Annotated in this window: 11 protein-coding genes; 5 read left to right on the forward strand and 6 right to left on the reverse strand. The window is 73.0% G+C overall.

The genetic code is table 11. From position 1 onward, the window contains the following. Positions 1 to 31 precede the first annotated feature (31 nt). The 4 genes from CP984_RS07885 to CP984_RS07900 form a co-directional block, all read right to left on the reverse strand. On the reverse strand, positions 32 to 1,489 hold the full coding sequence (locus CP984_RS07885) for an NCS2 family permease (protein ID WP_003984284.1): 1,458 nt from the start codon (positions 1,487 to 1,489) through the stop codon (positions 32 to 34). A 169-nt stretch (positions 1,490 to 1,658) separates the two neighbouring features. Further along, positions 1,659 to 4,043, reverse strand: a complete 2,385-nt coding sequence (locus CP984_RS07890) for a xanthine dehydrogenase family protein molybdopterin-binding subunit (RefSeq protein WP_003984285.1) — start codon at positions 4,041 to 4,043, stop codon at positions 1,659 to 1,661. Positions 4,044 to 4,045: 2 nt separating this feature from the next. Beyond that, positions 4,046 to 4,657: a (2Fe-2S)-binding protein gene (locus CP984_RS07895; RefSeq protein ID WP_003984286.1), complete on the reverse strand. Its 612-nt coding sequence runs from the start codon at positions 4,655 to 4,657 to the stop codon at positions 4,046 to 4,048. Continuing rightward, a complete protein-coding gene (locus CP984_RS07900) occupies positions 4,648 to 5,535 on the reverse strand; it encodes an FAD binding domain-containing protein (protein WP_003984287.1) in 888 nt (295 codons plus the stop codon). Before CP984_RS07900 ends, CP984_RS07895 begins: the two co-directional genes overlap by 10 nt. A gap of 317 nt (positions 5,536 to 5,852) precedes the next feature. Here CP984_RS07900 and CP984_RS07905 point away from each other — a divergent pair, with 317 nt between their 5' ends. From CP984_RS07905 to CP984_RS07915, 3 genes are all read left to right on the forward strand, one after another. Beyond that, complete coding sequence (locus CP984_RS07905) at positions 5,853 to 7,523, forward strand: PucR family transcriptional regulator (RefSeq protein ID WP_003984288.1); 1,671 nt, start codon at positions 5,853 to 5,855, stop codon at positions 7,521 to 7,523. Positions 7,524 to 7,922: 399 nt separating this feature from the next. Further along, on the forward strand, positions 7,923 to 8,780 hold the full coding sequence (locus CP984_RS07910) for a hypothetical protein (protein ID WP_031008559.1): 858 nt from the start codon (positions 7,923 to 7,925) through the stop codon (positions 8,778 to 8,780). Positions 8,781 to 8,973: 193 nt separating this feature from the next. Then, entirely contained in the window at positions 8,974 to 9,858 is an 885-nt protein-coding gene (locus CP984_RS07915) for a hypothetical protein (protein WP_003986705.1), read from the forward strand. 21 nt (positions 9,859 to 9,879) lie between these two features. Here the strand turns inward: CP984_RS07915 and CP984_RS07920 are convergent, their stop codons facing one another. Next, positions 9,880 to 10,767 carry a GntR family transcriptional regulator gene (locus CP984_RS07920; RefSeq protein WP_003986704.1) on the reverse strand — a complete coding sequence of 296 codons (888 nt, stop codon included), beginning with the start codon at positions 10,765 to 10,767 and terminating at the stop codon, positions 9,880 to 9,882. Between the two features lie 130 nt (positions 10,768 to 10,897). Between CP984_RS07920 and CP984_RS07925 the strand changes: the two genes are divergently transcribed. Together CP984_RS07925 and CP984_RS07930 are read left to right on the forward strand one after the other, a co-directional pair. Then, entirely contained in the window at positions 10,898 to 11,737 is an 840-nt protein-coding gene (locus CP984_RS07925) for a (2Fe-2S)-binding protein (RefSeq protein ID WP_003986703.1), read from the forward strand. A 195-nt stretch (positions 11,738 to 11,932) separates the two neighbouring features. After that, positions 11,933 to 13,048, forward strand: coding sequence for a DUF2637 domain-containing protein (locus tag CP984_RS07930; RefSeq protein WP_003986702.1), 1,116 nt, complete (start codon positions 11,933 to 11,935; stop codon positions 13,046 to 13,048). Between the two features lie 65 nt (positions 13,049 to 13,113). Here CP984_RS07930 and CP984_RS07935 read toward each other — a convergent pair whose 3' ends face one another. Beyond that, positions 13,114 to 13,569: an ATP-binding protein gene (locus CP984_RS07935; RefSeq protein ID WP_031008557.1), complete on the reverse strand. Its 456-nt coding sequence runs from the start codon at positions 13,567 to 13,569 to the stop codon at positions 13,114 to 13,116. Between the last annotated feature and the right edge of the window lie 144 nt (positions 13,570 to 13,713).

A 13,713-nucleotide genomic window follows, 5' to 3' on the forward strand; every position in this document is an offset into this window, starting at 1 on the left:
GGTCTCCTTACGGTGATGGCGAGGGCGGGCGTTACTTGACGCCCAGCCAGTTCTCGATGGGGTGCAGCGAGAAGTAGACGAGGAAGATCAGAGCGAGTACCCACATGAAGGCGCCGACCTCCCGCCACTTGCCCTGCGCGGTCTTGATGGCGGTGTAGGCGATGACGCCCGCGCCGACGCCCGCGGTGATGTTGTACGTGAAGGGCATCAGCGCCACGGTGAGGAACACCGGGATGGACACCGATCGGTCGCTCCAGTCCACGTGCTTGGCGGCACTCATCATCATCGAGCCGATCACGACGAGGGCGGCCGCCGCGACCTGGGCGGGCACGAGCTGGGTGAGCGGGGTGAAGAAGAGGCAGGCGGCGAAGAACAGGCCGGTGACGACCGAGGACAGGCCGGTACGGGCGCCTTCGCCGACACCGCTGGCCGACTCGATGAACACGGTCTGGCCCGACGCGCCGGCGACGCCGCCGATCGCGCCGCCCGCGCCGTCGACGAACAGCGCCTTGGACAGGCCCGGCATCCGCCCCTTGTCGTCGGCGAGCTTGGCTTCCGTACCGACGCCGATGATGGTGGCCATCGCGTCGAAGAAGCCGGCGAGGACGAGGGTGAAGACGATCATGCCGACAGTGATCGCGCCGATCTGGTCCCAGCCGCCGAACTCCACATGCCCGAAGAGGCCGAAGTCCGGCATGGTGACGGCGCTGCCGTGCAGCTCGGGCGAGGTGCCGCCCCAGTCCTTGTCGGTGAGGCCGCCGAGGGTGGTGGCGAGCACGGAAAGGACCGTGCCGACGACGATGCCGATGAGGATGGCGCCGGGCACGTTGCGGGCCTGGAGCATGAAGATCAGCACCAGGGTGACGGCGAAGAAGAGGACCGGCCAGCCGGCGAGTTCGCCGGCCGGGCCGAGCTGGACGGGGCCGCCGGCGCCCTTGCCGACGAAGCCCGCCTTCACCAGGCCGAGCAGGGCGACGAACATGCCGATGCCCATGGTGATGGCGTGCTTGAGGGCCAGCGGGATGGCATTCATGATCATCTCGCGCAGCCCGGTGACCACCAGGAGCATGATCACCACGCCGTAGAGCACGCACATGCCCATCGCCTGCGGCCATGTCATGTACGGCACGACCTGCGAGGTCAGGGCCGCCGAGACGTTCAGTCCGGCGGCGAGGGCCAGCGGCACCTTGCCGATGAACCCCATGAGCAGCGTGCAGACCGCCGCGCCGAACGCCGTGGCGGTCACCACCCCGGCGCTCGCCAGGGTGTGCTTCTCGGCGTCCGGCGTCGACAGGATGAGGGGGTTGAGCAGAAGGATGTAGCACATCGCCATGAAGGTGGTGATGCCGCCGCGCACCTCGCGCGCGACCGTCGATCCTCTGTCGGAGATGTGGAAGTACCGGTCGAGCCAGGACCGGCCGGCGGGCTGGCGCGTGCCCGCGCCCGCGTCGTCCGCCGTGGTCTTCGGCTCCAGGAACTGCTGGGTCATGGTGCCTTACTCCCAAGGTTCATAGGGGCCCTCGCGTCACGCACGCACCGCGGCGCGAGATTTGGGATGGAACATCGGCTGCACGACCCGGGGGACGGCCCAGGCGCCTGCTGCGGGGCGGCCGTACGGCGGTGACCGGCACCGTCGTACGGCTGCCCCGCCCGCGCGGCTATGTGCCGGTGAGGTGCTCCGGCCGGACCGGGGTCCGGTTCAGTTCCAGCCCGGTCGCGTTCCGGATCGCCGCGAGGACGGCCGGGGTGGACGACAGGGTGGGGGCCTCGCCGATGCCGCGCAGCCCGTACGGGGCGTGCTCGTCGGCGAGTTCGAGCACGTCGACCGGGATGGTCGGCGTGTCGAGGATGGTGGGGATCAGATAGTCCGTGAAGGACGGGTTGCGCACCTTCGCGGTCTTCGGGTCCACGATGATCTCCTCCATCACCGCGACGCCGAGGCCCTGTGTCGTACCGCCCTGGATCTGCCCGATGACGGACAGCGGGTTCAGGGCCTTGCCGACGTCCTGGGCGCAGGCCAGTTCCACGACCTTGACCAGGCCGAGGGCGGTGTCCACCTCGACCACCGCGCGGTGTGCCGCGAAGGAGTACTGGACGTGGCCGTTGCCCTGGCCGGTGCGCAGGTCGAACGGTTCGGTGGGGCGGTGCCGCCATTCGAGTTCGAGGTCGATCGCCTCGTCCTCCAGCACGTCCGCCACATCGGCCAGCACCTCGCCGCCGTCGGTGACGACCTTGCCGCCCTCCAGCAGGAGTTCGGCGGTGGCCCACGCCGGGTGGTACGTGCCGAACTTGCGCCGGCCCAGTTCCAGGACCTGTTCGCGGACGTGCTCGCAGGCGTTCTTCACCGCGCCGCCGGTGACATAGGTCTGCCGGGAGGCGGAGGTGGAGCCGGCCGAGCCGACCCGGGTGTCCGCCGGATGGATGGTGACCTGGTCGACGCCCAGTTCCGTACGGGCGATCTGCGCGTGGACGGTGACGCCGCCCTGGCCGACCTCCGCCATGGCCGTGTGCACGGTCGCGACCGGCACGCCGCCGACGACCTCCATGCGGACCCGGGCGGTCGAGTAGTCGTCGAAGCCCTCGGAGAAGCCGACGTTCTTGATGCCGACCGCGTAGCCGATGCCCCGTACGACGTCCTCACCGTGCGTGGTGTTGGACAGCCCGCCGGGCAGCGCGCGGACGTCGGCGCCCTCGGTGGTCTCCCACTGGTTCTCGGGCGGCAGCGGCATCGCCTTGACGCGGCGCAGCAGTTCGGCGACCGGCGCCGGGGAGTCCACGACCTGGCCCGTCGGCAGCAGGGTGCCCTGCTCCATGGCGTTCAGCTGCCGGAACTCGACCGGGTCCATGCCCAGCTTCTTGGCGAGCTTGTCCATCTGCGCCTCGTACGCGAAGCACGCCTGGACGGCGCCGAAGCCGCGCATGGCGCCGCAGGGCGGGTTGTTCGTGTAGAGGGCGATGGCCTCGATGTCCACGTCCTCGACCACGTACGGGCCGACGGACAGGGAGGAGGCGTTGCCGACGACGGCCGGGGAGGCGGACGCGTAGGCGCCGCCGTCCAGCACGATCCGGCACTTCATGTGGGTGAGCTTGCCGTCCTTGGTGGCGCCGTGCTCGTACCAGAGCCTGGCGGGGTGCCGGTGGACGTGGCCGAAGAACGACTCGAACCGGTTGTAGACGATCTTGACGGGCTTGCCGGTGCGCAGCGCGAGCAGACAGCCGTGGATCTGCATCGACAGGTCCTCGCGGCCGCCGAAGGCGCCGCCGACGCCGGAGAGCGTCATGCGGACCTTGTCCTCGGGCAGGCCCAGGACGGGGGCGATCTGGCGCAGGTCGGAGTGCAGCCACTGGGTGGCCACGTACAGGTCGACGCCGCCGTCCTCGGCGGGCACCGCGAGGCCGGACTCCGGACCGAGGAACGCCTGGTCCTGCATGCCGAAGACGTACTCGCCGGTCACGATCACGTCGGCGCGGCGGGCTGCCGCCTCGGCGTCGCCGCGCACGATGGGCTGGCGGTGCACGATGTTCGGGTGCGGTACGTGCCCGGCATGGTCGTCGGTGCGGTTCTCGTGGACCAGCGGGGCGCCCTCGCGGGTCGCGGACTCCTCGTCGGTGACCACCGGCAGCTCGGCGTACTCGACCTTGATCTTGGCGGCGGCGCGGCGGGCGGTCTCCGGGTGGTCGGCGGCGACCAGCGCGACCGGCTCGCCGTGGTGGCGGACCTTGCCGTGCGCCAGGACGGGCGTGTCCTGGATCTCCAGGCCGTAGTTCTTCACCTCGGTGGGCAGGTCGTCATAGGTGAGGACCGCGTAGACGCCGGACTGGGCGAGCGCCTCGGAGGTGTCGATGGAGACGATCTCGGCGTGCGCGACGGTGGAGCGCAGCGTGAAGCCCCACAGCATGTCCTCGTGCCACAGATCGGAGGAGTACGCGAACTCGCCGGTCACCTTCAGGGTGCCGTCCGGGCGCAGCGTCGAGGCGCCGATGCCCGCGTCGGTGGTGCCGCCCTGGGTCAGGTGGGTGGGTGTGCGGGTGACTCCGCTCATGGTCAGGCCCCCGTTCCGGTGGTCTGCGCGTCCCCGCGGGCGGCGGCGAGGCGTACCGCGTCGAGGATCTTCTCGTAGCCCGTGCAGCGGCACAGGTTGCCGGACAGCGCCTCGCGGATGTCCGCGTCGGACGGCTGGGCGTTGCGCTCCAGCAGTTCGTCGGCGGCGACCAGGAGGCCGGGTGTGCAGAAGCCGCACTGGACGGCGCCCGCGTCGATGAACGCCCGCTGGATCGGCGAGAGTTTGACCTGCTCGCCGGTCTGCCCGTCGGCGCCGGCCGGCTTGGCCTGCCAGCGCTGCGCGGCGTCCACGCTCGTACCGGCGCCGCATGCGCCGGTGGCGCAGCCGCCGTGCTGCGCGCGCTGCTCGGCGTAGTCCGCCAGGCCCTCGACGGTGACGATCTCCCGGCCCTCGGCCTGGCCGGCCGCGACCAGGCACGAGCACACCGGCACACCGTCCAGACGGACCGTGCAGGAGCCGCATTCGCCCTGCTCACAGGCGTTCTTCGAACCCGGAAGGCCCATCCGCTCGCGCAGCACGTACAGCAGGCTCTCGCCCTCCCATACGTCGTCGGCCTGCTGCTCGCGGCCGTTGACGGTGAACTTCACGCGCACTGGGCGCTCCTTTCGTTGCCGCGGTAGGACTCCCAGGTCCAGCCGAGGGTGCGGCGCGCCATGATTCCCACCGCGTGCCGCCGGTACTTCGCGCTGCCGCGCACGTCGTCGATCGGGTTGCAGGCGCCGGCCGCAAGCTCGGCGAACTGTTTGGCCACGGACGGCGGAATGGGCCGCCCCGACTCCCAGAAACCGCCCTCCTCCAGGGCCGCCGTCAGAAACTCCTCGGCGGCCCTGGCCCGTACGGGCGTGGGGGCGGCCGAGCCGATGCCGGTCCGTACCGTGCGGGTGTCCGGGTGCAGCGCGAGGCCGAAGGCGCACACCGCGATGACCATGGCGTTGCGGGTGCCGACCTTGGAGAACTGCTGCGGCCCGTCCGCCTTGGGCAGGTGCACGGCGCGGATCAGCTCGTCCGGCTCCAGGGCGTTGCGCTTGACGCCCAGGTAGAAGTCGTCGATCGGGATCATGCGGCGGCCGCGCACCGACTCGGCCTCGACCTCGCCGCCGGAGGCGAGCAGCGCCGGGTGCGCGTCGCCGGCCGGGGAGGCGGTGCCCAGGTTGCCGCCGACGCCGCCGCGGTTGCGGATCTGCGGGGAGGCGACGGTGTGCGAGGCGAGCGCCAGGCCGGGCAGCTCGGTCCGCAGGTTCTCCATGATCTGCGTGTACGGCACGGACGCGCCGAGCCGTACGGTCTCCTCGCCCACCTCCCACTCCCGCAGGTCATCGACGCGGTTCAGGTCGAGCAGGTACTCCGGGCGGCGGTGGTCGAAGTTGATCTCGACCATGACGTCGGTGCCGCCCGCGATCGGCACAGCCGTGGGGTGCTCGGCCTTGGCGGCGAGCGCCTCCTCCCAGCTGCCGGGGCGAAGGAAGTCCATACGAGGCTCTCTTCTACGAAATCTTCGGTGCGTCCTGGCGCCGGGTCCACCGGCGCCGGCACCGTTCGCGAAATCGGGTCGTCCGCTGCCCGCGACGGGGACCTGCGGCCCTCGACTCAAGGGGGCCGTTCATGTCCTGTTAACGCGGTTGGGCCCAGTGAACGCGCCCCGCACCCGCCGGGTGCAGTCACCGAAACCATGAAGCGGTTGGCTGGCCACGGCGCATGTCTTGTAGATTCGAACGAAAGGCGAGGCGCAGAAACCTCGCGGCATTCCACCGGCAACATCAGTCAGAACAGAACGGCGGGCGAGAGACCATGCGGCTCCGCGCACTCCTGGACACCGGCACTCTCGGCCTGCGGCTGCTGGGCGGCGAGGAGGAACTGGACCGTACCGTGCGCGGGGTCATGACCACCGACCTGCGCGACCCCAGCCGCTACCTGTCCGGCGGCGAGCTGGTGCTCACGGGCCTGGCCTGGCGCCGCGAGCCGCAGGACTCCGAGCGGTTCGTGCGCATCCTGGCCGCGGCCGGGGTCGCCGGGCTGGCCGCGGGCGAGGCCGAGCTCGGCGCGGTGCCCGAGGACCTGGTGGTGGCCTGCGCCCGGCACCGCCTGCCGCTGTTCTCCGTCGTGGAGGACGTCTCCTTCGCCTCGATCACGGAGTACGTCGTACGCCAGGTCTCCGGCGAGCGCGCGGGCGACCTGGCCGCCGTGGTGGACCGGCACCGCCGCCTGATGACCTCGGGGCCCGCCGGCGGCGGCCCGGAGGCCGTACTGGAACTGCTCGGCTCCGACCTGGACCTGCGCGCCTGGGTACTGTCCCCCACCGGCCGGCAGATAGCCGGGTCCACCCTGGCCGGATCGGGGCCCGAGCTGCCCGCCGAGACCGGCGCCCGGCTGGCCGGCGAGCACCTGGCCGCCTCCCGCACCGGCCGCCGCGGCCCCTACCGGCTCCCGCTCGGCAGCACCACGTACTCCCTCTTCCCCATCCGCGGCAACGGCCGCGACCTGCGCGAGACGGTCCTGTCCGACTGGCTGCTGGCCGTCGAGGCGGACGCCGGCGACTGGGCCGAGGAGCGCCTGGACCTGCTGCACGGCGTCACCCAGCTGATCGCCGTCGAACGCGACCGCCGCGACGCGGCCCGTACGGTCCGCAGACGCCTCGCCCAGGAGGTCCTGGAGCTGGTGCAGACGGGCGCCGCGCCCGCCGAGATCGCGGCCCGGCTCCGGGTGGCCGCGCCCGTACTGCTGCCCGGGCTGGGCACGGCGCCGCACTGGCAGGTCGTCGTGGCCCGCGTCGAGTGGGCGGGCGGGGACGTGCCCGGCGGGCCGGTCGCGCAGACACTGCTGGAAGAGGTGCTGGTCGACCCCGGTACGTTCGGGCCCGACCCGTCCGACCGGATCGCCGTCGCGCACACCGGGGACGAGGCGGTGGCCCTGGTGCCGCTGCCGGCCGTACCGGACGACGACGGGCGCGACGGCCAGTCCACCGCCGGGCTCCAGGCCGACGCCCTGCTCGCAGCCGTACAGGAGCCGCTGACCCGCGGCCTGGGCGACGACGGCCGCCTGACCATCGGCGTCAGCGCCTCCGTCCACTCGGCGGAGGGCCTGCGCGGCGCCCTGGAGGAGGCCCGGCACGCCCGCCGGGTCGCCGCGGCCCGCCCCGGGCGGGTCTGCGCGGCGGGCCACGAGGAGCTGGCCTCGCACGTCCTGCTGCTGCCCTTCGTCCCCGACGACGTACGCCGCGCCTTCACCGCCCGGCTCCTGGACCCGCTGCGCGGCTACGACCGCCGCCACCGCGCCGAGCTGATACCCACCCTGGAGGCGTTCCTCGACTGCGACGGCTCCTGGACCCGCTGCGCCACCCGCCTCCACCTGCACGTCAACACCCTGCGCTACCGGGTCGGCCGCATCGAGCAGCTGACCGGCCGCGACCTGGCGCGCCTGGAGGACAAGCTGGACTTCTTCCTGGCGCTGCGGATGAGCTGAGAGGCGCGTTCACCGAGCGGCGAACGGGCTGAACCACGGCCCACATTCGGTCACGTATGAATGGCGGATATGCGCCCCCGGCCGGGCCGGTGCACAACGCCCGCCACTCCGCGCTTGGTTGACCGAACGTCAGCAACTGCCCCCGCGGCACCGGTAATCCCTGATCACGCGTCACCCGATCGGACGTATCCCGACGGCGCCGCGCACCGCCGCACCTCCCCCGCCCCACCCCTCAGGGCGCCTTGTACTGCCGGTTTTGGGCCGTCACGGCGTCCCAAAGAGGCGGCGGAGCGATTGTGAAATCATTCACCTTCCCTCTTGGCCGGGCGGCGGGATTCGTGCTGAGATGCGCCCACTGCTTCTCAGTTCCAGCTCAACGGTGCGCTCGGGGAGGGCAATGTGGCGGACACCGCCATGTCAGGAGCCGCGGGAACCGCGGGAACCACACAGCCCGGGGAACCGGTGCCGGTGCTTCCCGCGGCCAGGTCGGCGACCGGGGCGGACGCCCTGGACGGGGCCGTGTGGCGGCTGCGGTCACGGGGGTGCTGGGACGACGCGGCGGCCCTGCTGGAACCCCACGCGGCCGGGCATCCCCGATACGCGATCCGCCGCGCCGCCCTCCTCGTGGAGCGCTGTCTGTTCACCGCCGCCGGATGGGCCGCGGCCGAGGACGCGCTGCGCGCCGCCGAGGCGGTGGCGGGCGACAACGACGAGCGGGGCGCCGCGGCCTGCGAGCGCGGCCACCTGGCGTACGCCGCCACGGTCCTGGGCGTACGGGACCGCGCCGACGAGGCCCGCTCCGCGCTCGGCAGGGCCGCGGCCCTGCTGGCCCCCGCGGCGCCCGGCCGCGCGCTGCTGGACTACCGGCGCGGCCTGATGGCCGAACACGTCGCCAACAGCCCGGAGTCCGCGCGCGCCGCCTACCGCCGCGCCCACGCGGGTGCCACCGCGCACGGCGACACCCTGCTGCTCTCCTTCACCTGGCGCCATCTCGCCGGGCTCGCCCTGCGCGACGGCGAACTCGCCGAGGCCCGGCACGGTTTCGCCGAGTCCCTGCGCATCCGCGAGGAACTGGGGTTCCTGGTCGGTACGGCGCCGGCCCTGGTCGCCCTCGCCGACGCGGCGCCGCCCGAGGAGGCGGAGGGGCTGCGCATCGAGGCCGCCCGGCTCTTCCGGCTCATGGGCGGCGTACCGACCTGGCTCGCGGAGCACCTGGAGGGCGTGCCCGAGGCCCCCGCGGGCCGGGCGGCACAGTAGGCCCTGTCGCTCGCTCCGTTCCCGGCCGCCACGCCCGCCGGTTCCCGGGCCCGCGCCACGGGCATATTTCACTCCGCGGGCCCCACCCACCCCGAATTTGGCCTCAAGTCGCACTGTCCGTGAGTGACTTGGCACTGGATGCTGGTGCGGTTCGACTCCCGACCTACGGCAGCGCCTTTCAGGAGGCCACACCTTGGCAGCAGGAGCACCGCAACCATCGGCCGGCTCGGACTGGGGAAAGGCGGATTTCGAGGCCATCTACGACTGCCCGGATCCCCGTACGTACTTCCGGACGCTGCGCCCGCTCGACTACCAGATCCCGCACCACGGCCAGGGGGTGTTCCGCGCCCTGGCCGAGCACCTGCAACGGCGCCGGCCCGGCCGCACGCCGCTCCAGGTCGTCGACCTGTGCTGTTCCTACGGCGTCAACGCGGCGCTGCTCAACCACAAGCTGAGCCTCGCGGACCTGTACGACCGGTACACCGACGCCCGGGAGACCGGCGGTCTGTCGGCGGTCCTGCTGGCCGACGAGGACCGGACGTTCTTCGACGAGCTGCGCCGCCCGGAGGCCGTGCGGACCATCGGCATCGACGCGGCCAAGCGCGCCGTCGGCTACGCCGAGCGCGTCGGCCTGCTGGACGCCGGGTTCGCCGAGAATCTGGAGGCCGCCGAGCCGAGCGCACGCCTGCGGCGCACCCTGGCGGGCACCGACCTGATCACCGTGACGGGCGGCGTGGGGTACATCTCCGCCACCACCTTCGGGCGGCTGCTCGCCTGCACGCCCGAGCCGCCGTGGGTCGCCGCGTTCGTCCTGCGGACCGTGTCGTACGGCCCGGTGGCGGAACTCCTCGCCGCGCACGGCCTGGTGACCGAACGCCTGCCCGTGCGCACCTTCCGCCAGCGCCGCTTCGCCGACCTGGCCGAACGCCGCGCCGCCTTCACCGCGCTACAGGCCCGCGGCCTGGACACCACCGGCAAGGAATCGGACGGTTTCTACCACGCGGACCTGTATCTGTCCCGGCCGGCGGCGGACGTGGCGGACGTGACGGTGGAGAGGCTGGTGCCCCTGACCGGGTGACCGCTGCGGGGACCCGGGCCCTCAGTGCCCCCGCCGCCCCGGCGAAAGGTGCTCGCGCGCGATGCGTTCGACGATGGCGTACTCGCGGGCCATCAGGGCGTCCAGCAGGGCCGTGTGTTCGGAGGCGGCGGCGAGGAGGTCGGCCGTGCGGGGCGGAGGGCTGCCGTGGACCGGGGTGCGGGTGCGGCGGTGGAGGTCGTCGGCGACCTGGACGAGCTGGCGGTTGCCGGTGAGGGCGAGCAGGGCGTGGTGGAAGGCGTGGTCCGCGTCGGCGTATCCGGTGCGGTCGCCGTGGGCCGCGGCGGCGACGCCCGCGGCGGCCAGCGGGCGCAGCTCCTCCCACCGCTCGGCCGGCAGCGTCCGTGCCAGCCGCAGCAGCGCCGGTATTTCGAGCATCCTGCGCACCTCGGCCAGCTCCGCGAGGTCGCGGTGGGTGCGCTCGGCGACGCGGAAACCGCGGTTCGGGGCGACCTCGACCGCGCCCTCGCAGGCGAGCAGCTGCATGGCTTCGCGTACGGGGGTGGCGGAGACGCCGTAGCGGACGGCGAGCGCGGGGGCCGAGTAGACCTCGCCGGGGACCAGTTCGCCGGCCGTCAGGGCTTCGCGCAGCGCGGCGAGCACCTGGCCGCGCACGGAGTGCCGCTGGGGCTGTTTGCGGGGGGCGGGGGCTGCGGGCGCCGGTATGTATGCCGTGGCGGGGTCCGGGACGCCGGGGCGGTGTTCGTACGCGGCGTCCGGCGGGGTGTCCGGCCCGGCCGGGAGCGGCGCGGTGCCGTGCCCGGGGCGCTCCGCCGGGTGTTCCCCGGGGCCTTCGTGGCCGGTGTGCCCGCCCCGCACGGGCTGCGAGCCGCCCTGTACCGGCACCTGGGCGCGCAGCCGCGGCGCCGGTTCCGCTCTGCCCTGCTCCATGCGGGTTCCTCCTCACGTCCTCCAGCACCATAAGCGCCCCCTGTGACAGTGCAAACCCGGCTCAAAACCCCCGAAGATCGGGTAAGGTAAGGCTTACCTGCCAACGAACGTGATATCGGTGGTGTCCCGCATGCGCCCCCAGCTCTCCGCCCAACCGCGCATCGAGCCCCTGACCGGGGCGTATGCCCGGCTCACCGAGGTGTTCCCCGGACTGCGGGTGTCCGAGTGGGAGACGACGCCGCCACAGGGCGAGGGCTGGGTGACCGCCGCCGCGCTGGCCACCGATCCCACGGCCCTGGACACCTTCCTGGCCTGGGACGACGCGCAGGTCGTACGGGATTACGGGCAGCGGGCCCGCCCCGACGTCGTCGCCGCGTTCGCCCTGCACCGCTACGCCTGGCCCGCCTGCCTGTTGATCACCATCCCCTGGTTCCTGCACCGCCGGGTACCGCGGCTGCCCGTCGAGGACGTGGCGTACCACCGCGAGGAGGGGCGGATGGCCGTACGGGTCCGCTCGTTCGCCTGTCTGCCCGGCGACCCGGCGGCGGACCTGCCCGGCGCGCGGGTCGTGCCGGATGAGGAGGCGCTGCGCGCCGAGGTGCGGGAGGCGGTCGCCGAGCATCTCGGGCCCGTACTGGACGGCTTCCGGCCCCGGCTGCGCCGCGGGCCGCGCGCCCTGTGGGGCATGGCCTCGGACGAGATCGTCGAGGGCCTGTGGTACCTGGGGCACCTGCTGGGCGAGGAGCCGCGCGCGGTGGCCGAGGCGGCGCGGCTGCTGCCGGGCGGCACGGCCCCGTACGCCGGGGGCGCCGCCTTCCGCGAGCTGGCCGGTCCGGACGGCGCGGCGCTGTCCACCCGGGACCGGGCGAGCTGCTGCATGTTCTACACGCTGCGCCCCGAGGACACCTGTGTGACCTGCCCCCGTACGTGCGACGCGGATCGCATCAAGCGTCTCACCGCAACCACCTGACCCCCACACCACCCGATCGGGTCGTCGGAATCGAACCCAACCCAGCACGTCACAGCGGCAGTTCGATTCGAATGCGCTCTTCCGCGCGCCCCCGCACCCCCTTCGCGTTCTCGTTTGCCGAAAGCCCCGGCGGGACGGACGGATTCCGCCAGGATGTCGCGCGAAACCGCGTACGACGAGGCAAGGGGCCCCAGGATGAGAATGACCGATATATCGCTTAATTGGCTGGCTCCGGGGGTCCTGCTGCTCGTCGGGGTCGCCGCGGCCGTGGTCGTGGTCCTGCGCGGCAGGCGCGCGGCCGACGCGGCGCCGGGCGACGACTCCTGGGAGCGCACCCAGGAGCGGCGGCGCCGCAAGGAGGCCGTGTACGGCACCGCCTCATACGTGCTGCTGTTCTGCTGCGCCGCGGTCGCGGCGGCGCTCTCCTTCCACGGGCTGGTCGGCTTCGGCGTGTCCAACCTCAACCTCTCCGGAGGCTGGGAGTACCTGGTGCCGTTCGGGCTCGACGGCGCGGCGATGTTCTGCTCCGTGCTCGCGGTGCGCGAGGCCAGCCACGGCGACGCGGCGCTCGGTTCGCGCCTGCTGGTCTGGCTGTTCGCGGGCGCCGCGGCCTGGTTCAACTGGGTGCACGCGCCCCGCGGGTTCGGTCACGACGGCGCGCCGCAGTTCTTCGCCGGCATGTCGCTGTCGGCGGCGGTCCTCTTCGACCGGGCGCTGAAGCAGACCCGCCGGGCCGCACTGCGCGAACAGGGCCTGGTGCCCCGCCCGTTGCCGCAGATCAGGGTCGTACGGTGGCTGCGGGCCCCCCGGGAGACGTTCGGCGCCTGGTCGCTGATGCTGCTGGAAGGCGTACGGACCCTGGACGAGGCCGTCGAGGAGGTCCGCGAGGACCGCCGCCAGAACGAGCGCAACCGCCACCGCAGGCGCGAGCAGGACAAGCTGGACCGGGCCCGGATCAAGGCGATCAACCGCCAGCACCGGAACTGGACCCGCGGGCGCGGCGGGCGGCAGGTGCCGCTGGCGGCGGGCGCCCCGGCGGCGCACGGCTCCCCCGCCGCGCAGCAGGCCGCCGGCGCGGAACCTGCGATAGCCGGCGACCCGGAAGCCCTGCCGCCCGGACCGCTGTCCGCGGGGGCCGACCCTGTGTCCCCGGCCGGTTCCCGCCCGGCGCTGAAGGCCGTACACGGCGCCGAGACCCCTGACGCGTATCCGCGGACGGTGGATCTGACCGCCGAGGACGACACCCAGGCACTGCCCCGGCTGGACTCCCTGGAGGAGAAGCTGGCGCAGATCGAGAAGCAGTTCGGCTGACCCGCGGCGGACCGAGCCCGCACCCCCGGCCTTTTGTCAGGCCGGTCCGCCGCCCAGCTCAGCCGTCAGGTCGGCCCGCCCAGCTCGAACCACACGCACTTGCCCACCGCGTGGGCACGTACTCCCCACGCGTCCGCGAGGGAGTGCACCAGCATCAGCCCCCTCCCCGAGGTGCCGTCCGTCGTCGGCGGGCGCAGCCTGGGCCGCCGCCCGGCGAAGTCCCGTACCTCCACACGCAGCCGGTCGGTGACCGTGGCGGTCACGACGGCGCCCCCGTTCGTGTGGACGAGGGCGTTGGTGACCAGCTCGCTGACGAGCAGTTCCGCGATGTCGCTGTCCCCGGCCCCACCCCATTGGCGCAACAGCTGGCGCAGCTCCGCGCGTACCCCGGCCACCGCCGTCAGGTCCGCGTGCCGCAGTGTGCGTTCCATCTTCCCCGGCAGCCGGGTGCCGTTGTGGACGCCGACGCGTGCGGCCACCGGTCCGGCTCTGTCCTCGCGCCGCACAGACTGACGCTTCATCCTCCCCGCCCCGTACGCTTCAGGTCCCTCTCCCTCGAACAGTTTCACGGTCATGCATGCCCATCGGACCCGGTGCCATGCTTCGGCCCACGAGACCGGTGAACGCCAGGCCGCAGGCATGTGCCTGCGGCGCGACGCCCGTCC

Source organism: Streptomyces rimosus (genome assembly GCF_008704655.1).
In the GTDB taxonomy this organism is placed as follows: Bacteria; Actinomycetota; Actinomycetes; order Streptomycetales; family Streptomycetaceae; genus Streptomyces; species Streptomyces rimosus.

What these genes read in the sequence shown, in the direction of transcription:
- CP984_RS07885 (WP_003984284.1), bottom strand. Translation starts at nt 1,489, where the DNA reads ATGACCCAGCAGTTCCTGGAGCCGAAGACCACGGCGGACGACGCGGGC.
- CP984_RS07890 (WP_003984285.1), bottom strand. Translation starts at nt 4,043, where the DNA reads ATGAGCGGAGTCACCCGCACACCCACCCACCTGACCCAGGGCGGCACC.
- CP984_RS07900 (WP_003984287.1), bottom strand. Translation starts at nt 5,535, where the DNA reads ATGGACTTCCTTCGCCCCGGCAGCTGGGAGGAGGCGCTCGCCGCCAAG.
- CP984_RS07905 (WP_003984288.1), top strand. Translation starts at nt 5,853, where the DNA reads ATGCGGCTCCGCGCACTCCTGGACACCGGCACTCTCGGCCTGCGGCTG.
- CP984_RS07920 (WP_003986704.1), bottom strand. Translation starts at nt 10,767, where the DNA reads ATGGAGCAGGGCAGAGCGGAACCGGCGCCGCGGCTGCGCGCCCAGGTG.
- CP984_RS07925 (WP_003986703.1), top strand. Translation starts at nt 10,898, where the DNA reads ATGCGCCCCCAGCTCTCCGCCCAACCGCGCATCGAGCCCCTGACCGGG.
- CP984_RS07930 (WP_003986702.1), top strand. Translation starts at nt 11,933, where the DNA reads ATGAGAATGACCGATATATCGCTTAATTGGCTGGCTCCGGGGGTCCTG.
- CP984_RS07935 (WP_031008557.1), bottom strand. Translation starts at nt 13,569, where the DNA reads ATGAAGCGTCAGTCTGTGCGGCGCGAGGACAGAGCCGGACCGGTGGCC.